At 66.7% G+C, this 21,614-nt stretch carries 12 protein-coding genes; 5 read left to right on the top strand and 7 right to left on the bottom strand.

Annotation, left to right across the window (positions count from 1 at the left end):
* Position 1: 1 nt before the first annotated feature.
* Together G3N94_RS09180 and G3N94_RS09175 are read right to left on the bottom strand one after the other, a co-directional pair.
* Positions 2 to 1,615, bottom strand: coding sequence for a GMC family oxidoreductase (locus tag G3N94_RS09180; protein WP_205792067.1), 1,614 nt, complete (start codon positions 1,613 to 1,615; stop codon positions 2 to 4).
* Positions 1,615 to 2,118 carry a sugar dehydrogenase complex small subunit gene (locus G3N94_RS09175; protein WP_205792066.1) on the bottom strand — a complete coding sequence of 168 codons (504 nt, stop codon included), beginning with the start codon at positions 2,116 to 2,118 and terminating at the stop codon, positions 1,615 to 1,617. Before G3N94_RS09175 ends, G3N94_RS09180 begins: the two co-directional genes overlap by 1 nt.
* Positions 2,119 to 2,423: 305 nt before the next feature.
* Between G3N94_RS09175 and G3N94_RS09170 the strand changes: the two genes are divergently transcribed.
* Both G3N94_RS09170 and pbpC read left to right on the top strand, forming a co-directional pair.
* Positions 2,424 to 8,480, top strand: coding sequence for an MG2 domain-containing protein (locus tag G3N94_RS09170; RefSeq protein WP_205792065.1), 6,057 nt, complete (start codon positions 2,424 to 2,426; stop codon positions 8,478 to 8,480).
* Positions 8,481 to 8,487: 7 nt separating this feature from the next.
* Positions 8,488 to 10,746 carry a penicillin-binding protein 1C gene (gene pbpC, locus G3N94_RS09165; RefSeq protein ID WP_205792064.1) on the top strand — a complete coding sequence of 753 codons (2,259 nt, stop codon included), beginning with the start codon at positions 8,488 to 8,490 and terminating at the stop codon, positions 10,744 to 10,746.
* A 60-nt stretch (positions 10,747 to 10,806) separates the two neighbouring features.
* On the opposite strand, the gene G3N94_RS09160 is transcribed toward pbpC, so the two are convergent.
* Together G3N94_RS09160 and G3N94_RS09155 are read right to left on the bottom strand one after the other, a co-directional pair.
* The gene (locus G3N94_RS09160; protein ID WP_205792063.1) at positions 10,807 to 11,436 is read right to left on the bottom strand and encodes a LemA family protein; all 630 of its coding nucleotides are present in this window, start codon (positions 11,434 to 11,436) and stop codon (positions 10,807 to 10,809) included.
* A gap of 79 nt (positions 11,437 to 11,515) precedes the next feature.
* A complete protein-coding gene (locus G3N94_RS09155; protein ID WP_241021709.1) occupies positions 11,516 to 12,901 on the bottom strand; it encodes a TPM domain-containing protein in 1,386 nt (461 codons plus the stop codon).
* Positions 12,902 to 13,180: 279 nt separating this feature from the next.
* Here G3N94_RS09155 and G3N94_RS09150 point away from each other — a divergent pair, with 279 nt between their 5' ends.
* Entirely contained in the window at positions 13,181 to 13,444 is a 264-nt protein-coding gene (locus tag G3N94_RS09150) for a hypothetical protein (protein WP_205792062.1), read from the top strand.
* A 405-nt stretch (positions 13,445 to 13,849) separates the two neighbouring features.
* Here the strand turns inward: G3N94_RS09150 and G3N94_RS09145 are convergent, their stop codons facing one another.
* Entirely contained in the window at positions 13,850 to 14,680 is an 831-nt protein-coding gene (locus G3N94_RS09145) for a glucose 1-dehydrogenase (protein ID WP_205792061.1), read from the bottom strand.
* A 120-nt stretch (positions 14,681 to 14,800) separates the two neighbouring features.
* Between G3N94_RS09145 and G3N94_RS09140 the strand changes: the two genes are divergently transcribed.
* Positions 14,801 to 15,685: a LysR family transcriptional regulator gene (locus tag G3N94_RS09140; protein ID WP_205792060.1), complete on the top strand. Its 885-nt coding sequence runs from the start codon at positions 14,801 to 14,803 to the stop codon at positions 15,683 to 15,685.
* Positions 15,686 to 15,688: 3 nt separating this feature from the next.
* Here G3N94_RS09140 and G3N94_RS09135 read toward each other — a convergent pair whose 3' ends face one another.
* Together G3N94_RS09135 and G3N94_RS09130 are read right to left on the bottom strand one after the other, a co-directional pair.
* Positions 15,689 to 17,551, bottom strand: a complete 1,863-nt coding sequence (locus G3N94_RS09135; protein WP_205792059.1) for a methyl-accepting chemotaxis protein — start codon at positions 17,549 to 17,551, stop codon at positions 15,689 to 15,691.
* Positions 17,552 to 18,342: 791 nt separating this feature from the next.
* Positions 18,343 to 19,239, bottom strand: coding sequence for a glutamate/aspartate ABC transporter substrate-binding protein (locus tag G3N94_RS09130; RefSeq protein WP_205792058.1), 897 nt, complete (start codon positions 19,237 to 19,239; stop codon positions 18,343 to 18,345).
* 488 nt (positions 19,240 to 19,727) lie between these two features.
* Here G3N94_RS09130 and G3N94_RS09125 point away from each other — a divergent pair, with 488 nt between their 5' ends.
* A complete protein-coding gene (locus G3N94_RS09125) occupies positions 19,728 to 21,374 on the top strand; it encodes a S8 family peptidase (protein ID WP_205792057.1) in 1,647 nt (548 codons plus the stop codon).
* Positions 21,375 to 21,614 lie beyond the last annotated feature (240 nt).

Raw genomic sequence — 21,614 nt, 5'->3', positions numbered from 1 at the left:
GTCAGACTTCCTTCTTCAGCGTGTCCGACATCCGCAGCGCGAGCGCCGCGATCGTCAGCGTCACGTTCACCGTACCGACGGTCGGCATCGTCGCGCTGCTCGAGATGAACAGGTTCGGATGGTCGAACGTGCGGCAGTCCTTGTCGACGACCGAGTCGCGCGCATCCGCGCCCATGATCGTCGCGCCGGTGATGTGGTTGTTCGGCGCGAACTCGTCGTTGAACACGACGTCCGTACCGCCGAGCACCTTCGCGGCCGTCGCGTAGACCTCGCGCGTATGCACCGCGCCACGCTTCACGTAGTCGTCGATCGCGTAGGTGATCTCGGGACGCGGAATGCCGATCGCATCGGTCGCCGTCTTGCTCGGCACGATGCGGTTCTCCGGCTGCGGCAGGATCTCGTGGAAGCAGTCGAACTGCACGTAGCGCGCGGAGCGGTCGCGAATCTGCGCGTCCAGCTCGGCGGGCTTCAGCAGCTTGCCGGCCTTGAAGATCTTCTGCGTTTCCTGGTCGACCCGCGAAATGTTCGACAGGTGGATCTTCTTGCCCGCCTCGGTCGCGCGGAACGGACCGTCGCGGAAGCCGATCAGCGACGTCATTTCCTGCGGGCCGCGGCCCGGCCACAGCTTCTCGCTCGCGTAGAACGACACGCCGGTGCCCGGATGGTCCATCAGGTTGCGGCCGACCATGTCGGAGCTGTTCGCGACGCCTTTCGGGAAATCTCGGTTCGCGGACATCAGCAGGATCTTCGGCGTCTCGATGCCGTTCGCCGCCAGCACGAAGTACTTGCCCTCGACGCGGTGGTCCGCGCCCGTGTTGTCCTTGTAGATCGCTGCGGTGATGCGCTTGTCCGGGCCCGTCTCGAGCTTGTAGACGACCGCGTTCTCGATCAGCTTCGCGCCGGCCTGCTCGGCCTTCTCGACGTGCACGATGCCGTTGTACATTGCGCCGATCGGGCAGATCGGCATGCAGTTGTTGTTGCCGCAACAGGTCGGCCGGCCGTCGTACGGACGGCTGTTGCGCGCGACCGGCTCGGTCACGACGTGGAACTTCGGGTCGTAGTTGTTGAGCGCGGTCTTGATCGTCAGCTCGTTGTACGACAGCGGCAGCGGCGGCATCGGATACGCCTGCTTGCGCGGCGAGTACAGGTCCTCCTCGGGCCCCGGACCCCACACGCCGAGCTCTTCCTCCGCACGCTGGTAGTAATGCTCGATGTCGTCATACTGGATCGGCCAGTCGCGGCCGACACCGTACACGGTCTTCAGCTTGAAGTCGTTCGGGATGAAGCGCCACGCGGACGCGGCCCAGTGCCACGTCGTGCCGCCCACCGCGCGGATGTACTGCGAGTTGAACTTGTGCTCGCCCTTCAGGATCAGGTAGTCGTTCGGCGGGCCGTATTCCGGATGCGGCGCCCACGGGCTCGACGGATACGGCGCCATGAAGTCCATCTTGTCCGCCTGGTTGCGGAAGCGCTCGACGATTTCCCAGCGCGGCATGCGCGGTCCGGCTTCGAGCAGGATCACCGACTTGCCTGCCATCGCGAGCTGGTGCGCGACGATCGCGCCCGCGACTCCCGACCCGACGACGACGACGTCGGCTTTCTGTGTATCGGCCATCAGGCTTGCCTCTCGATCGGTTTGTCGGCCCAGAAGCCGGGTTTGTTGGGGCAATACGAACGGATCACGAGCGTATCCGACACGACGCCGAACATTAACGCTTCTTCGTAGGTAATCACGACGTTGTCGACGATGCCGAGGTACCACGCCTCGAGCGTCTTCAGCGCAAGCCCTTCCTGATCGGAATTCAGCGTGCCCGCGGACAGCGCGCCCGCGAGTTGCGACAGGCTGTCGGTCGTCTTGAACGCGCCCTTCTGCAGCGCCTGCAGCAGGCGCTCGCCGATCACGCGGTTCAGCCCTTTCTTGCCGGTCAATGCTTCGGACAGCGTCATGAACGTGTCGAGCGGCGCGGCAGCCGGGTTATCGGCCAGCGCCTTCAGCGCGAGCGAGCCCGTGAGGCCCGCGGCAGTCAGCGCGAGTGCGCCCTGCAGCCATTGGCGCCGCGTAATGCCTGCGGCAGCATCGCCGGCGCGACGCGAATGGGGGGTGTTGTCGTTGTGCATGCTTCCTTCTCTCGAACGCCAGATTCGGGAAAACCACTCTTGATATTTCTCAAACTTTGGCGCGGGGCCTGAAATGTACGCGCACAATTCGGATCGGACAATCTTTTTATAGTCCATTAAATGTTCCGCAATCCGTGACAATCGACTTTTCGCCGCATTTTTGTATCGTTGGCGCGACAGGTGCGCGACGTGCACTGTCGTGTCGCACAAGCGCGGCATGCTGCTCGATCGCATGCGCGTGGAAATCCGTCAGTTAGAATCGCGTGCAATCAAACAGAAAGCTTCCCTCCGAGGGCAATCGAGCGATGAAGCAACGCGACAACAACAAGCAAAACCCATCCTTTGGAAGCATCACAAGGCTGCTGACGCACACCGGTGCCGTCGCAGCGCTCGGGGCCGCCGCGGTGCTGTCGCTGCAGGCCGACGCGGCACGCACGGTGAGCGTGTCGCCACAGGGGACCGTGACCGAAGTGCGGCAGTCCGTCGTCAAGTTCGACGAACCGATGGTCGCGTTCGGCTCGGCGTCCGCGCCGAATCCCGCCCGCGTCACCTGCACCGATTCCGCCGCCGGCCGCGGCCAGGGCCACTGGCTCGACGACAAGACCTGGGTCTACGATTTCGAGAACGACCTGCCGCCGGGCGTGCGTTGCGCGGTCGCGCTCAACGACGGGCTACGCTCGGTCGCCGGCAACGCGGCCACCGGCCCGCGCCGCTTCACGTTCCAGACGGGCGGACCTTTCCCGGTGTCGGTGCGGCCCGGCTCGCGCGAAATCGAGGAACGGCAGGTGTTCGTGCTGAAGCTGAACGGCCCCGCCGAGCCGCGCTCCGCGCTCGCGAACATCTGGTGCGAAGCGGCCGGCATCGGCAACCGCATCCCCGTCACGGCCGCCGCCGACGACACGCGCAACGCGTTGCTCGACCACTTCGGGCTGAAGAAAGAGGCCGCGCGCGTGCTGACGCTGTCGTGCGCACAGGCGCTGCCGGCCAGCGCGAAGATGCAGCTCGTCTACGGCAAGGGTGTCGCGAGCCCGAGCGGGATCGCGAACGACACCGAGCGCCGTTTCGATTTCACCGTGCGCGCACCGTTCGCCGCGAGCTTCTCGTGCGAACGCGAAAACGCGAAGGCGCCCTGCACGCCACTGCGTCCGCTGACCCTGTCGTTCAACGCGCCGATCGCGCGCAAGTCCGCCGAAGCGATCCGGCTGCGCGGCCCGGACGGCTCGCAGGCGCCGAACTTCGCGGCGGACGACCGCAGCGACGAAGTGACGACCGTCACGTTCAACCCGCCGCTGCCCGCGCAGGCTGCGCTGACGATCGAGCTGCCTTCCGGTCTGCGCGACGTCACCGGGCGCGCGCTCGGCAACGCCGACCTGTTCCCGCTCGCGACGCGCACCGCGCCGATGCCGCCGCTCGCGAAGTTTTCGTCGGGCACGTTCGGCATCGTCGAACGCTTCGCCGAGCCGGGCATGCCGGCGCTCGTGCCGGTCACGCTGCGCAACGTCGAGGCCGACCTGCACATCGCAGGCCTCAACGCGGGCGGCGCACAGTTCGCTAACCTGAAGGTCGAGAACGACACCGCGATCCGCCAGTGGATGCGGCGCGTCGACCGCTTCGACAACTGGTCGATGACGGCCGGCTCGATCGACGAGCAGATCCCTGGCCTGCTGCGGCGCGGCGGACAACATCCTGTTTACGTGCCGCTCGCGGAAGGCGAACGGCAACCCGCACCGAAGGACCGCCGCATCGACGTGCGCTCGCTGTCGCTGCTCAAGGGCGAAGCCGGCTCGCAGACGCTGACGCTGCCGAAGGCCGACCCGAAGACGCTGCGGCCGTTCGAGATCGTCGGCGTGCCGATCGACAAGCCGGGCTTCTACGTGCTCGAACTCGCATCGCCCGCGCTCGGCCGCTCGCTGCTCGGGAAGCCGTCGAGCATGTACGTGCGGACTGCGGTGCTCGTCACCAATCTCGGTGTGCACCTGAAACAGGGCCGCGAGAACAGCGTCGTGTGGGTGACGACGCTCGACAAGGGCAAGCCGGTGCCGAACGCGCAGGTGCGCGTGTCCGACTGCAACGGCGACGAGATCGCGGCAGGCAAGACCGACGCGCAAGGCTTGCTGAAGATCGACGGGCCGTTCGAGTCGAAGCACGAATGCAAGACGGATCGCTTCGACGACTACTTCGTGTCGGCCCGCGTCGACGATCCGAAAACCGGCCCCGACATGGCGTTCGTCAGCTCGGGCTGGAACCGCGGCATCGAGGCATGGCGCTTCAACGTGCCGACCGACATGGACAGCGCGCCGACCGTGCGCGCACACACCGTGTTCGACCGCACGCTGCTGCGCGCCGGCGAAACGGTGTCGATGAAGCACTTCGTGCGCACCGAGACGCTGCAGAGCCTCGCGTTCCCGTCGCAGTACCCGACGCGCGTGACGATCCGCCATCTCGGCAGCGGGCAGACCTACCGGCTGCCGCTGACCTGGGCCGCCGACCACAGCGCGGACACGCGCTTTACGCTGCCGCCCGCCGCGAAGCTCGGCGAATACAGCGTCGAACTCGAAGGCGGCCCCGAGGATGCGCCGACGTCGAGCTACTACAGCGGCAGCTTCCGGGTCGAGGCGTTCCGCCTGCCGGTGCTCAAAGGCACGATCGGCGCGCGCGATGCGCAGAAGAGCCCGCTCGTCGCGGTGAAGGATGCGCCGCTCGCGGTGCAGATCGACTACGTATCGGGCGGCGGCGCGTCGAACCTGCCGGTGCAGGTGTCCGCGCTGATGAAAGCGGCGTCGCCGCCGTTCGCGGACCGCTATGAGGATTTCACGTTCACGCCGTACCGTGCCGAAACGAGCGACGGGATGGCCGCCGACGACGAGCAGGACGGCGACAATGCATCGCGCGCCGACAACGATCCCGACGCGACGAAGCTGATCGCGGACAAGCTGCCGCTGACGCTCGACCGCAACGGCGCGGGCACGGTGACGCTCAACGGATTGCCGGCCATCGACGCGCCGAAGCGCGTCGCGCTCGAAGCGACCTTTGCGGACCCGAACGGCGAAGTGCAGACGATCCGCGGCGACACGATCCTGTGGCCGGCCGCGGTCGTCGCCGGCATCAAGGCCGGCCGCTGGGTATCGGTCGGCCAGCGCGTGCCCGTGCAGGCGATTGCGCTCGACCTGCAGGGCAAGCCGCGCGCGTCGGTGCCGATCGAGATCAAGGGTGTCGCGCACATCACGACGTCGTCGCGCAAGCGGATGGTCGGCGGCTTCTACGCGTACGACAACAAGAGCGACACGCGCGACCTCGGCGTGCTGTGCTCCGGCAAGACCGATGACAAGGGCCGGATGTCGTGCGAAGCGACGCTCGAGCAGGCCGGCAACGTGCAGTTGATCGCGGTCGCGAAGGACGGCGACGGGCGCACGTCGAACGCATCGTCGTCGGTGTGGGTCACGCGCGAGGACGAGCTCTGGTTCGGCGGCGACAACACCGACCGGATCGACGTGATCCCTGAAAAAACGTCGTACGAACCGGGCGAAACGGCCCGCTTCCAGGTGCGGATGCCGTTCCGCTACGCGAGCGCCCTCGTCGCCGTCGAACGCGGCGGCGTGATGGAAACGCACATCGTCGAGCTGAACGGCAAGAACCCGACCGTTGACCTGAAGGTCGGCGAATCGTGGGGGCCGAACGTGTACGTATCCGTGCTCGCGCTGCGCGGCCGGATCCGCGAAGTGCCGTGGTACTCGTTCTTCACGTGGGGCTGGAAGGCGCCGCTGGAATGGGCGCGCGCATTCTGGCGCGAAGGCCGCCACTACGAGGCGCCGACCGCGTTCGTCGACCTGTCGAAGCCCGCATTCCGCTACGGCCTCGGCGAGATCAAGGTCGGCACCGGCAGCCACCGGCTCGGCGTGTCCGTGACGACGGACGCGACCCGCTACACCGTGCGCGGCCACGCGCAGGCGCATGTGAAGGTCACGCTGCCGGGCGGCCAGCCGGCGCCGGCCGGCACGCAGATCGCGGTCGCCGCGGTCGACGAGGCGCTGCTCGAACTGATGCCGAACCAGAGTTGGGACCTGCTCGACGCGATGCTGCGACGGCGCGCGTACGGTGTCGAAACGGCCACCGCGCAGATGGAAATCATCGGCCGCCGCCACTTCGGCCGCAAGGCCGTGCCCGCGGGTGGCGGCGGCGGCAGCGCGCCGACGCGCGAGCTGTTCGACACGCTGCTACTGTGGAATCCGCGCGTAACGCTCGACGCGAACGGCAGCGCGACCGTCGACGTGCCGCTCAACGACGCGCTGACCCGCTTCCGGATCGTCGCGATCGCGGCCGTCGGCCCCGACCGCTTCGGCACCGGCAGCACGTCGATCCGCAGCACGCAGGATCTGCAGCTGATCTCCGGCCTGCCGCCGCTCGTGCGCGAAGGCGACGCATTCCGCGCACAGGTCACGCTGCGCAATACGACGGAGCGCACGATGCGGGTCGTCGTGACGCCGCATGCGACGGGCCTCGACATCGCGCCGCAGACCGTGTCGCTCGCGCCGAACAGCGCGAGCGAAGTGGCGTGGACCGTGACCGTGCCCGAGCAGGCGCTCGATGCGGCCGGCGCGCTGAACTGGCGCATCGAAGCCGCCGAGCAAGGCGGCGCGCGCGCGGCCGACGCGCTCGCGATCGCGCAGAAGGTCGTGCCCGCACTGCCCGTCACCGTGCAGCAGGCCACGCTCACGCAAGTCGACGGCACGTTCACGCTGCCCGTCGCGGCGCCGGCCGGCGCCGCGCCCAACGCGCAAGGTGCACCGCGCGGCGGCATCGCCGTGTCGCTGCAGTCGAAGCTCGCCGACGGCCTGCCGGGCGTGCGGCGCTGGTTCGAGCGCTATCCGTACCGCTGCCTCGAGCAGCAGGCGTCGCGTGCGATCGGGTTGCGCGACGCCGCGCAATGGCAGGCGCTGACCGCGCGGATGCCCGTCTACCTCGACCGCGACGGGCTCGCGAGCTACTTCCCGCCGCCGTCCGACAACGACCACTATGGCAGCCCGACGCTGTCTTCGTACCTGCTCGTGCTGGCCGACGAAGCGAGCCGCGCGGACGCGCGCTTTGCGCTGCCCGAAGACGTGCGCACGCAGCTCGAAACCGGGCTCGCGCGCTTCGTCGAAGGCCGCATCGAGCGCGACACGTGGGCGCCGCGCCAGGACCGCGACCTGCGCAAGCTCGCGGCAATCGAGGCACTGTCCCGCTACGGCGCCGCGCAGGGCCGGATGCTCGGCTCGCTCGAGATCGCGCCGAACCAGTGGCCGACGTCGGCGGTGATCGACTATCACGCGATCCTGACGCGCGTGAAGGACATCCCGCAACGCGACGAGAAACGCACACAGGTCGAGCAGATCCTGCGTGCGCGTCTCACGTACCAGGGCACGCAGCTCGTGTTCTCGACCGCGCGCGACGACGATCTGTGGTGGCTGATGACGAACAACGAGACCAACGCGGCACGCCTCGCGCTCGAATTCGCCGGCGACGCGGGATGGAAGGACGAGATGCCGCGCGTGACGGCCGGCCTGCTCGCGCTGCAACGCCAGGGGGCGTGGCAGACGACGACGTCGAACGCGCTCGGCCAGCTCGCCATCGACCGTTTCTCGCGCACCTACGAAAGCACGCCGGTCAGCGGCACGACGAAGGTCGCGCTCGGCGGCGACGTGCGCACGATCGCGTGGTCGCAAGCGCCGGCTGCGGCGCCTGCGCCCGCCGCGCCTGCATCGGCGACTCCGGCAATCCCGGCAACCCCCGCGACTCGGGCAGCCGCCGCGCGCAGCGTGATGCTGCCGTGGCCGCGCGCTGCGCAGCCCGGCACGCTGAGCGTCGTGCAGGACGGCACCGGCCGCCCGTGGGCGACGGTCGAAAGCCTCGCCGCGGTGCCGTTGCGCGCGCCGTTTGCCGCCGGCTACCGGATCACGAAGACGGTCACGCCCGTGTCGCCGGCGGTCAAGGGCGTGCTGACGCGCGGCGACGTGGTTCGCGTCCATCTCGACATCGATGCGCAAAGCGACATGACGTGGGTCGTCGTCAACGACCCGATCCCGTCCGGCGCAACGATCCTCGGTTCCGGTCTCGGCCGCGATTCCGAGGCGGCGACGCAGGGCGAGAAGTCGACCGACGGTGCGTGGCCCGCTTTCGTCGAGCGCGATTTCGACGGCTACCGCGCGTATTACGCCTATCTGCCGAAGGGCAAACTGTCGGTCGAATACACGGTGCGACTGAACAACGTCGGCACGTTCGGGCTGCCGCCGACACGCGTCGAAGCGCTGTATGCGCCGTCCGTGTACGGGCTCTGGCCGAATCCGCCGGTGACCGTCAAGCCGGCCGACGCCGGCAAGTCGTGAGCGCGCGATGAAGGGTTCCGCTTCGCCGCGGCCGGCGCGCATCGCCGGCCGCCTCTTCATCGCCGTGGTGCTCGCGGCCCCGCTCGTCGCACATGCGCTGCCTTCCTATGACGACGTGCGCCACCGCTGGCGCAGCTCCGACTGGCTGCTGCTCGCGCGCGACGGCACGCCGCTGCAGCGCACCCGCATCGATCTCACCGAGCGGCGCGGCGACTGGATCGCGCTTGCCGACGTGTCACCCGCGTTCCGCGAAGCGATCGTCGTCTCCGAGGACAAGCGCTTCTATGCGCATAGCGGCGTCGACTGGCGCGGCATCGCGGGCGCCGCATGGGGCAACCTGTGGAACGAGCGCACGCGTGGCGCGTCGACCGTCACGATGCAGCTCGCGGGCCTGCTCGGCGATTCGCCACGCCGTTCGGGCCAGCGCTCGTTGCCGCAGAAGGCCTCGCAGGCGATGAACGCGTTGCTGCTCGAACGCGGCTGGCGCAAGGACCAGATCCTCGAGGCCTACCTGAACCTCGTGCCGTTCCGCGGCGAGACGATCGGGCTCGATGCGATGTCGCAGGCGCTGTTCGGCAAGGCGCCGTCCGGACTCGACGTGCGCGAATCCGCCGTTGCCGCGGCGCTCGTGCGCGCGCCGAACGCGAACGCCGCGAAAGTCGCCGAACGCGCGTGCCGCATTCTGCAGGACATGCATGCGGAGCATGCGTGCGCGTCGCTCGACGGCTACGTGCAGCTCGTGACATCCCGCCCGCTAAGCGCCGGGCGCGACGACGGCGCCGCGCTTGCCCCGCATTTCGCGCGGCGCATCGCGGCCGAGGTCAGGCCAGCCGCGGGCGCGCAGGTCCGCTCGACGCTCGACGCGTCGCTGCAGCGCTTTGCGCGCGACACGCTGACGCGTGCGCTGACCGAACTCAATGCGCCCGCGCATCGGCGCAACGTGCAGGACGGCGCAGTCGTCGTGATCGACAACGCGAGCGGCGAAATCCGCGCGTGGGTCGGCTCGTCCGGCGCGCTGTCGAACGCGCGCGACGTCGACGCGGTGCTCGCGCCGCGCCAGGCAGGCTCGACGCTCAAGCCGTTCCTGTATGCGCAGGCGATCGACGAGAAACGGCTGACCGCCGCATCGCTGCTCGACGACGCGCCGATCAACCTCGCCGCCGGCGGCGGCCTTTACATTCCGCAGAACTACGACAAGGAATTCAAGGGCTGGGTGAGCGTGCGCAGCGCGCTCGGCGGCTCGCTCAACGTGCCGGCCGTGCGCACGCTTGTGCTCGTCACACCGCACCGCTTCGCGCGCACGCTGACCGCGCTCGGCCTGCCGCTCGCGCAGGAAGGCGACTATTACGGATTCAGCCTCGCGCTCGGCAGCGCGGACGTCACGCTGCTGTCGCTGACCAATGCGTATCGAGCGCTCGCGAATGGCGGCGTCGCGCGCAAGGCTGTCGATCTGCCGGCGCCGGCTGGATCGGCTGGATCAACTACTTCGGCTGCTTCGGCCGCTGCGCCCGCACGCACGGCCGACGGCACGCGCGTGTTCAGCGAGGCCGCGACCTTCGTCGTCACCGACATCCTCGCCGACAACAACGCGCGCGTGCGGACCTTCGGCTTCGACAGCCCGCTCGCGACGCGCTTCTTCTCGGCGGTAAAAACCGGCACGAGCAAGGACATGCGCGACAACTGGGCGGTCGGCTACACGTCGCGCTATACCGTCGGCGTATGGGTCGGTAATGCGGACGGCTCGCCGATGTGGGACGTGTCAGGCGTCACCGGCGCGGCGCCCGTCTGGTCGGCGGTCGTCGGCTACCTGCATCGCGATCTCGCGAGCCGCGCGCCGCGCCCGCCCGCGGGCGTCGAAGCGCACCGCATCACGTTCGAGCGTGACATCGAGCCGTCGCGCAACGAATGGTTCGTTGCGGGTACCGCGGTCGACACGGTCCGGCTGGCGGCGCCCGTGACTTCCGGCAAGGACGGGCCGCGCGCGCCGCTGACGATCGGCGCGCCGACCGACGGCACGATCTTCGCGATCGATCCGGATATTCCGCCGAAGAATCAGCGCATCTGGTTCGAGCGCACCACCGGGCACGCGACGAAGTTTTCGTGGCGACTCGACGACAAGCTGATCGGACACGCGGATCGTGTCGCGTGGCTGCCGTGGCCCGGAAGGCATCGGCTCGAACTGCTCGATGCGCGCGGCAAGGTCGCGGACGCGATCAGCTTCGAGGTGCGCGGCGCGTTTGCGAAGGCCGGTGCGCGTCGGCCTTGAGCAGGTGGTGGTGGACGGCCGCCTGATGGCCGCCTGATGGCCGACTGCTGGACTGCTGGACTACTGGCCGGCTGCCGCGTTCGGCTTCTGCGCCGGCGCAGGCGCCGAAAAATCGATCGCCGGCGCGGTCGACACCGCAGCTTCGTTCGCAACGCTGAAGTTCGCACGCGGCTGATAGCCGAAGACCTTCGCGATCAGCACGCCGGGGAATTGCCGGATCTGCACGTTGTAGTTCTGAACCGTCTTGATGTAGCGGCCGCGCGCAACCGCGATGCGGTTTTCGGTGCCTTCGAGCTGGACCTGCAGATCCCTGAACGCCGTGTCCGCCTTCAGTTGCGGATACTGCTCGGACACCACCATCAGGCGGCTCAACGCACCCGACAGTTCGCCCTGCCGACGATCGAATGCCGCGAGCGCGTCGGGATCCTTCGCCATCTCGGGCGTCATCTGGACGCTGCCGACGCGCGCGCGCGCCGCAGCCACTTCGGTCAGCACGCGCTCTTCATGCGTCGCGTAACCCTTCACGGTCGCGGCCAGATTCGGCACGAGATCCGCGCGGCGCTGATACTGGTTCAGTACCTCGGACCACGCGGCGTTCACGTCTTCATCGGACGACTGAATTGCGTTATAGCCGCAGCCCGCAAGCGGAGCCAGCACACAGCATACGAGCAGGATTCGAAGCCACTTCATTTTTTGCTTCCTGTTGAGTGCCCCGGACGGGGCATATTGGGAAAAAGTAAAAGCTTGAGCATGTCGCACGGACACGCGGCTACCAGCGATCCGACGCGCCGCCGCCCCCGCTCGAGCCGCCGCCGCCGCGAAACGTATCCGACGAGTCGGAACTCGAACTCGACGACGACCATTTGAAGCCGGATGACGAAGACGACGAATTGCCGCCCGTCAGCTTCGCCCAGATCACCCCGATCACCATCAGCGTGCCGAACACCGCCGACAGCACCTGTCCGGCCGAATAGCCCATCGCGCGTCCGATCGCGATCAGCACAAACAGCGTTCCGAATACGATGGCCGCATACTTGCGGACCCGCGCGGAACGGACGAGGCCGATGCCGAGCAGGCATGACCCGACACCGATCCCCGTCGGGACGAACGCGGCGGCGGCGAGCACGGCATCGAGCTTGCCGTTGAGGATCGCGCCGACGGGCAGTGCGACGATCAGCACGACCGCCGCGAACCCATAGCTGGCCGGGAGAACGACCTGCCAGCGCAGCTTGCGCCACGCGGCAACGATGCCGATCGCGACATTGGCGAGTCCGAGCGCGAACCAGAACGCGATGCTGCCCGTGTCGACCGGCTTGGGGACGGGCAGACCGTTGGGCAGCAGCCTTTCGTCGCGCGTCGGTGCGTTGCCGGACGTGATGTCGTCGGACGTCGCGTCGGAACGCGCGGTCTCGGAAGATGCCATCGCCGGAGGCGTCATCTCGCGCGTCAGCGCATCGACCGCATCGCTCACGCCGGCTTCGACATGGCCCTCGCGAAACGCCGGCACGATGTGCTCGCGGATGATCCGGCCCGCGACGACGTCCGGTATCGCGCCTTCGAGCCCGTATCCGACTTCGATCCGCACGCGACGGTCGTTGAGCGCGGCGACGAGCAGCAGACCGTTGTCGAGCTTGCGTTCGCCAAGGCGCCATTTGTCGAACACGGCGGTGGCGAACTGCTCGATCGTCGACTGGCCGGTCGAGCCGACCAGCAGGACGGCCATCTGCACGCCGAGCTTGCGCTCGAGCTCCGCGAGGCGATTGGTCAGGTCAGATGCGCAGTCGGCGCTCAGCGCGCCGGTCAGGTCCGTCACGCGGCCTTTCAGCGGTGGCGGCGCCTCGGGGTCGTTGGCGATCGGGTATTTGGCGGCTGTGCTGGCGACATGGCTGCAGGCCGAAGACGCGTATCCGGGTGGAACGTCGCCTGCCGATGTGACGGCGCTGTTGCTGTCGGCCGGCGCCGCATGGACCGGCGCCGATATGGCCGCGGCAAACATCACCATGGCGGCGGCAACGGCTTGCCACGAACGGATCTGCATCGCCGCCCGTTGCGGCTGTTCCTGTCGAACCGCACTTCGGGCGGGGTGTTCTCCCGGCGCCCGTTCGCCCTCGTTGCCCGCCGGGCACAGCCCGGCAATCATTCGTTTGAAATTCATCGGTCGAAGCCACGCACCGGTCTGTCAGGATCGGGGCGTTCTCTCGTTGTTTTCTATTAGTCGCCCCGCAGGATAAACCAATCACCTGAGGAATCGGAAGGTGTCGGTTTGCATCGACGACAGTCGGGCGCTGCCCCACGCAGACGTCTCGTGCGCGCGCCCGTCTGGCCAGAGACGCCACTTGTGCGGATTTACACGCCCGTCGCCTTCGTGTAGCGTCATCACGTCAGACACAATCGAACCGAAGTGTGCGGCCCTATCGGGGAACGGGTAAGCGCGATGACGAAGTCCACAACATATACACGGGTTGCCGTGATTTTCCTGTCGTTAGGCTTGTATCACCTGTGGACGTTCTTTGACGCCATCCACACTGGCTGCTTGCAGGTGGGTGTGCAGATCAAGTGCAGCTACCAGAATGCAGGGAATTTCGAGTCGTCGAACGATGCGCAACTGCTGTTTGGATGCCTGTGGCTATCGGCGGCAGGGTATTTTGTCGTCGCGGCGCTTCAGGCCAGGAAGAAGAAGGAGAAGGGGAAGGCGTAGCTGGAACGGGGACACTGGTCCTGTCGTTTGCCGGCAATCGGCCGGCGAGTGACGGCGGGTAGTGGTCGGTAGCGGCTGGTATCGGCTGGTATCGGCTGGTAGCGGCCGCTTCCTGAACATGTCTGACATTGCACCTTCGTGGCCACGCCAACCCGGCATGCAACGGAAACGAGTTGCTGTCCGCGGCCGTCCATCGACGCTGGCAGAGGATCACAAGTCCACTTCATCTTCAAAACGACCGCTTGATCGGAGAAGTCAGTCTGGTCTCTTCCATGGGACTCGTCACGCTGACCACGGGTTGTGCAACCATTACCGGCGGCACGACGGAAGCAGTCGCCGTACTCAAGCGATCAACATGGAGCGGCAGTTCTCGAACGCACGTCGGCCATTCGTCGATCAGCACCCTCACCCGTGCTCGGCAACAACCTCGTTGAGCCACGGCCGCAACCCGCCCAACGTAAAGCCCCCGTCAACGAGAATGCTCTGCCCGGTCACGAAGCGAGCATCATCCGACAGCAGCCACGCCACGACATCGGCAACATCGTCAGGCTGGCCGATACGCCGCAGCGGCGTATGCAGCAAGAACGGCCGCATCGCGCGCTCGTCGCCGAGCGCCGCTTCGGACATCGGCGTCGCGATGACGCCCGGGCTGACGTTGTTCACGCGAATGTTGCTCGCCCCGACTTCCAGCGACACGGTACGCATCAGCGCATCGAGCGCGGCCTTGCTGGCCGCGTAGCCGGACGTCCCCGGTATCGCGCCGTGCGCCGTCCACGATGACGTATTGACGATCGCGCCGCCCACACCCGCAGCCAGCATCGCCTGAAGCTCGTATTTCATGCAGGCCGCCACACCCCGCAGATTGGTCGCTACGACGGCGTCGAACGTCTCGATCGCCGCGTCATGCAGCGGCGCGAACTCGCCGAGCATCCCGGCGTTGTTCCAGGCCACGTGCAGGCCGCCAAATGCGTCGACCGCGCGCGCGACCAGACGCTGAACCTGCGTCGTATCGGTCACGTCGGTCGGCACGGCCAGCGCACGCCCGCCGTCGGCCGTGATCTCCCGAACCACCGAGTCGAGCTCCGCGGGTCGCCGGCCCGCAACGACGACATTGGCGCCCTCCCTGGCCAGGCGGAGCGCCGCCGCTCTCCCCATGCCGGTGCCGCCTCCGGTGATCAACGCAGTGCGTCCGGCAAACCGCGACGTCAATCGAAATCCGGGATCAGGTGTCGCCATATCGAGGCTCCTTGTATGAGCGGCAGTGGACGCCGCAGTGACGGGAGCCGCCAGTATCATTGAAAAGTTTTATTGGATAATCTCTCGATAAATTGATTCAGTTTCCAGCGAGAGTGTTAAATGGATCTGCTGAGCAGCATGGAGGTTTTCGTTCGGGCGGTGGACGGGGGAAGCCTGAGCGCAGCCGCAATCGAGTGCCGGATGTCGCCGACGATGGCCGGCAACCACTTGCGCGCGCTGGAAAAGCGCACCGGCATGAAACTGCTCAATCGGACCACGCGGCGCCTGAGTCTCACGGAGTTCGGCGAGACCTACTACGCGCGTTGCCAGGAAATCCTGCGGCTCGTCGGCGACGCGGACCGACACGCGCAGAATCGGCAGACGCTTCCGAGCGGCAAACTGCGGGTGACCGCCCCCGTGTCGTTCGGCAGCGAAGTGCTGGTCCCCGCGCTGTCCGACTATCTGGCGCGTTATCCCGCAATCGACGTCGAGTTGACGCTCAGCGATCGAGCGATGGACCTGCTCGACGATGGCTTCGATGCCGCGATCCGCATCGGCAAGCTCACGGACGCAAGACTGGTCGCGCGCCCGCTGGCCCCCTACCGGATGATGGTCTGCGCGTCGCCCGAGTACCTTGCCGAACGGGGAACCCCGCGGCACCCCGACGAACTCGCGCAGCACGAATGTCTTGCATTCAGCATTTCAGCCGCTGCGCCGTGGAAATTCAGCCTTCAGGAGGAAACGCTCAGCATCAGGGCGAACGGCAGGCTCAGCGTCAACATGGGCCAGGCATTGCGTGTCGCCGCGCTGCACGGCATGGGGATCGTGATGCAACCTGCGGCGCTGTTGAAGGCGGATGTCGAGGCCGGCCGGCTCGTCTCGCTGTTCAGCGACTATCAATTGCCCAGCCGCCCGATGTACCTGATGTACCCGCCGGACCATCGCACCCCCAAACTGCGCAGCTTCGTGGATTTCGTGCTGCAGCAGTTCGGCGAAGGACAATGACCGTCAAGCATCGACCTTGAACGCCGCCACCAACCGCGTCAACTCCGCTGCCTGCTGCCTCAAACTCTCCGCCGCCGCCGCACTCTCCTCGACCAGCGCCGCGTTCTGCTGCGTCATCTCGTCGAGCGACTGTACCGCGCTGCCGATCTGATCGATACCGGCACTCTGCTCCAGGCTCGCATCGGCGATCTCGTTCATCATCGTGCTGACGCCCTGCACCTGCGAGACGACGTCGCGCATCACCGCGCCCGCTTCGCCGACCAGCCGCGAACCCACGTTCACCGTCCCGGCGCTGTGCTCGATCAACACCTTGATCTCCTTCGCCGCCTGCGCACTGCGCTGCGCGAGATTGCGCACTTCCGAGGCCACCACCGCGAAGCCCCGGCCCTGTTCGCCGGCGCGCGCGGCTTCCACTGCCGCATTGAGCGCGAGGATGTTGGTCTGGAACGAGATGCTGTCGATCAGACCGATGATCTCGGAGATCCGGTTCGACGCGTCGCTGATCTGCTCCATCGTGCTCACCACATCTCCGACCACCTGCCCACCGCGCACGGCGGTATCGGACGCGCCGTTGACCAGCCGGGCCGCGGTGCGCGCGGTTTCCGTGTTGTTCTTCACAACGGCGGTGATCTCCTCCATCGACGCTGCGGTCTTCTCGAGGTTGCTCGACTGTCCTTCGGTACGCTCGCTAAGATCCGCGTTGCCCGACGCAATCTGCGCGGAGCCGGTCGCAATTGACGTCGATGCGGCCCGGATACGATGAACGAGCGTCGCCAGCGAAGACACAAAACGATTGAACGCGTCCGACAACTGCCCGATCTCATCCTCGCTCTCGACCATCATGCGACGGGTCAGATCGCCGTGCCCGCTCGCGATCTCGGACAGCAATGACGCCGCACGCCGGATCGGAGCGGCAATCGCTCGCCCGACCAGCAGAATGACCACCAGCGCGACACCGAGGCCCGCGACAGCGGCGACCAGCGCGGCATTCCGGATCGCATGCGTGACGGGCCCGAGCATTTCCGCCTCCGGCACCTCGACGACTACGTACGCGTTCAGCTCCGGAATGAAGGACGTCGCGATGAAACGCGCGCCGCCTGCTCCCGCATAGCTCAGCCACGCGTACGGCTTGCCGGCCAGCAGCGCGGATGCGGCGTCGCCGGCCAAGCCGGCCTCGTTCGCCAGGAAGTGCTTTCCGTCGATCAGCGCCGTATCGCGATGCATCATGATTGCGCCGTCCGGACGCACGAGATACGCATACCCGGTCTCGCCGATCCGGTATGCGGCGATGCCCCTGGCCAGCGCATCCACCGACAGGCTCATGCCGGTCGCGCCCACCGGGTTTCCGTCGAGCTCCACGCGGCTGTTGATGAACATCATGTAGCCACCGACGGTCACCTCGTGGTCCATGTTGACCTCGAACGGCTTGCCGGTCGCGATGAACGCCGACAGCCACCGATCCTTGTCGCCGATCTTCCGTTGCAGGCCGGCCTCGCTGTAATAGTTGCCGCTCTTCAGCGACACCCACTGCACGGACGCGGCCTTCTGCTCCGCCTTCACGTTCTCCGCAAGTTGCATCCAGTTGCGCGTGCCGGCGTCGGGTTCGCCATCGGCCTCCCATTGCAGCAGAAACGCGTCGCGCGCCAGCACGCGCGACGCCGCGATCGGCCCCGCGAGCTGGCGCTGCACGTCGGCGCGGATGCTGTTCACCGCGGTCGGCAGCTCGTCATGCACGACGCGCTCGCGCACGGCGCTCCCGATCAACCGGAGGCTCAGCGCGGTCGAAATCGCAACGAAGACCAGCAGGCAACTGGTCATGCTGAGAATCAGCTTGTTCTGAATGGATAGCTTGCGCCAGAAGTGCATTGAAACCCCTCTATGTTTGCTCGGTCGTGGCCAGCATGGTTTATCGGCACACGAGTGCGGAACGTTAGCGGCGGGCGCAAATAGTGGGTATAAGCCAAGGCAGATCCCCGGCGCGCGACAGGACAGCGCGTGCCGGTGCCGCATCGAGGCGCGCGTCGCGCGTCCGGGTCGGCGGGCTTCGACGGTGGAGACAGGCGATCCCCCTTTATAGTTTGCACTTCGAATTTTTATCGTCGACGAAACATCGGCGGCAAATCCTCTCCCCGCGCCGAGAACGTCGCGCTGACATCGATGATGGGTGAATGCCGGTCGTACTATCCCGGACGATTCCCCGAGCGAGCACTCGGGATGGCCATGGTTTTATTCAATGCAACGATTCCCCGGAATACGATGCGAAATTGAATATTCGCGCCGCAGCTCCTGTCGTTCTATTCCCGATCAAGCCGGGACAATTCGCTGTCGGCGTCGAATGCAATACATGGTAGGAAACTATCGCCGAATTACAAGACGCTCCTGCGGAACCGCACGTGCGTCACGCTCAACGGCCGATACAACCCGGCGGCGTTGCGTGCGCAACGTTTTGCGTTGGGTGTAGCAAAAAAATATCGGCAACGAATAGTGAGAAGCGCAGGAATCGTCTAATCTGAAATCAGCCTCAGTGTGGAGCGTCATCGATGGATCGTCAGGCGACCGCAAGCATCGTTTGCAGATACCGACACGTGCCGCCCTCGATTCGGGCATCGTGGCGGCATCCACTCTGCGCTGCTCGCGCCCGGCTCGACACCACGCGCTCAATACTGTGCCCGATCCGTCGGATTCCTGAACAGCTGCTTCATCTCGTCCGAAACCGGATAGTTCAGGTTCATCCCCTTTGGCGGAATCGGCTGCGTAAACCAGCGGTTGTACAGCTTCTCCGCTTCCCCCGAAGTCTGCATCTTCGCGATTACGCCGTCGACGACATGCTTGAACACCGGATCGTCCCTGCGCATCATGCACGCGTAGTTCTCGTGGACGAGCGGCGTGCCCGTCACCGTGTACGCAGCAGGATTGCGTTCCTTCGCGAGTTCGCCAAACAGCAGCGGCTCGTCCATCACGAATGCAACCGCGCGGCCCGTCGTCACGTTCATGAACGCCTCGGCGTGGTCCTTCGCGCTGATGATCGTCATGTTCATGTTCTTCTCTTCGTTGAGCTTGCGCAGCAGCCGCTCGTCCGACGTGCCGGCCGTCGTCGCGACGGTCTTGCCCGCGAGATCCTGGAAGTCCTTCATGCCGGAATCCTTGCGCGTGCTGAAGCGAATGCCGTACAGGAAGATGCTGTTCGAGAACGCCGCCTGTTTCTGCCGCTCGAGCGTGTTCGTCGTCGATCCGCATTCGAAATCGATCGTGCCATTCTGCAGCAGCGGAATCCGGTTCTGCGACGTGATCGGAATCTCCTTCACCGTGAGGCCGGGCAGGTTCAGATCCGTCCTGATCTGGTCGACGATGCGCGACGCGATGTCCCGCGAATAGCCGATGTTCTTCTGCTGGTTGTCCGAATACGAGAACGGCACCGACGATTCGCGGATGCCGAGCGACACGACGCCGGTGTCCTTGATCTTCTTCAGCGTACCCACAGGCGCCTGCGCATGCGCGGCGCCGGCCAGCGCACAGGACAGCGCGACAGCCAGCCAGCGATAACGACGGTCCATGCCTTTCTCCTGACGAATCGTGGATCGAACCGCGATCCTACGCCCGCCAAAATCGCGCCGCATCAGGGAAAGCGTAAGGTCCGCTGTCGTCATCCGAGCCCTGCAGATGCGCTGCCGTGCCGCCGCAACGTCGCGATGGCACATCTTCGACACGCCCCGCGCCGCCCGGTCTCGCTGCGCGGCCGGGCACGCGGGTGTACCAGCCGTTCCAAACGCGCGTTCATGCTGGCATGCAGCAACGCTATCGTTTGCGCGCCCACCATGTTTTCTTTTGAAACGCACTCAAGAAGCCGCTGAGCAAGCCGTTACCCAGAGCGTGGCGCGCTGCAGCAACTGTTGCTGCCGAGCCACCAGACGACAACGAGAAGGACCGGATGCCCGCAGAACGACGCCGACGCAATGACGCACGATGCATGCGACGGCCGCGGTGACCGGCCCGACTGCCACACCGCCGGCACGACGGTTATTTATCAGGATCGAGTTTCAACATGAGCGCCAAACGTTTCAATCCCGCAGTCGCACGGTTCGCTCACGCCCGCGCACTGGCCGGCATGCTGTCCGCCGCCGCGCTGCTGCCGCTCGCTGGCTGCGGAGGCGGCGGCGGCGACGGCAACAGCCCGTCGCCGTCCACCGCCGCACCGGCCCCTTCGCCGGCTCCGTCACCCGCCCCCGCGCCCAATCCGTCGTCGACCAGCAGCAACGCGTGCGCAACCCAGCAGGCCGCCGTGCAGATGGCCGCGCAAGCCGCCGCCACCGCGAACGAGCCGCCAGTCGATCACCTGATCGTGAAGCTGAAAACCGTGACGGCCGCGTACGCGATGTCGGCCGCCAACGGCACGTCGCGCATCGATGCGGTGATCCAGCGCGCGATGACTGCGTGGGGCTCGCCGAACGGCGCCGCACACGCGTACTCGAGCACGGTGTCGCAAACCCAGCTGAACGTGCAGGTCGAGCGGACGATGGCGAACGGTGCAACCGTGCTGACGCTCGGGCAGCGCATCGCGGCGGCCGACGCGACTGCGCTCGCGCAGGTGTTCGCGGCCGACGGCGACGTCGATTACGCGGAACCGGATCGCCGGATGAGCGTGCGCGACACGCCGAACGATCCGGACTACAGCCAGCAGTGGTACTTATCCGATCCGACAGCCGGCATCGACCTGCCTGCGGCCTGGACGCGCACCAAGGGCTCGCCGACGGTCGTCACCGCCGTGCTCGACACCGGCTACCGCCCGCACGCCGATCTCGTCAGCAACCTGCTGCCCGGCTACAGCTTCATCTCCGACGTCAACACGAGCAACAATGGCAATACGCGCGGCCCCGACGCGACCGATCCGGGCGACTGGGTCACGCAGCAGGAAATCGACAACTCGAGCGGCCCGTTTTATCACTGCGCGAGCACGCCGAGCGACAGCAGTTGGCACGGCACGCGCGTCGCGGGCATCATCGGCGCGGCCGCGAACAACAACATCGGCATCGCGGGCGTGTCGTGGCTCGGCAAGATCCTGCCGGTACGCGTGCTCGGCAAGTGCGGCGGCGTGACGAGCGACATTGCCGACGCGATGCGCTGGGCAGCCGGCATTGCGGTCAGTGGCGCGCCGGCCAACCCGACGCCCGCGAAGATCATCAACCTGAGCCTCGGCGGCACCGGTACGTGCAGCCAGACGTTCCAGCAGGCGATCGACGACGTGACCGCGAAAGGCGTGACGGTCGTCGTCGCGGCCGGCAACGACGGCCTGTCGACCGGACTCGATCAGCCCGCGAACTGCCGCGGCGTCATCAGCGTCGGCGCGACCGATACGACCGGCCTGCGCGCATCGTTCAGCAACTTCGGCACCGACGTTGCGCTGAGCGCGCCGGGCGTCAACATCCTGTCGACGTCGAACACCGGGACGACCGTGCCCGGCACGGACAGCTACGGCCTCGCGGTCGGCACGAGCTTCGCGACGCCGCAGGTGTCGGGCGTCGCCGCGCTGATGCTCGCGGTCAACGGCAACCTCACGCCCGCGCAGATCCAGCAAAAGCTGCAGGGCGGCGCGCGCACGACGAAGCTCGCGGCCGGCACGTCGTGCACGGCGATGCCCGCGGGCTCGGGCATCCTCGATGCAGCCGCCGCGGTGACCGCGTCGACGCAGTAACGCACGCAAGCAGCGACGCGGCAACGGACACGCGTTCGGCACCCCGCCGAACGCGTGTTTCGTTGCTGGAAGGACGCCACATACGGCTTCGCCGGTGCGCGCGCAACGCGCCCGGCGAACAGGAAACCCGTGCTGCCTTACGATCTGCCCAACGACGCATGACGATCTCAAAATAAATCTCTTACAAAAGGGTTGACGCTTCGCACTGCGTCCCTTTAACATCGCCCCGGTCTAAACATA

Origin of the sequence: Burkholderia sp. Ac-20353 (genome assembly GCF_017104785.1) — a bacterium.
GTDB lineage: Bacteria > Pseudomonadota > Gammaproteobacteria > Burkholderiales > Burkholderiaceae > Burkholderia.
Note: the sequence above shows the minus strand (reverse complement) of the source record. Positions and strands in the feature narration are given on the sequence as shown.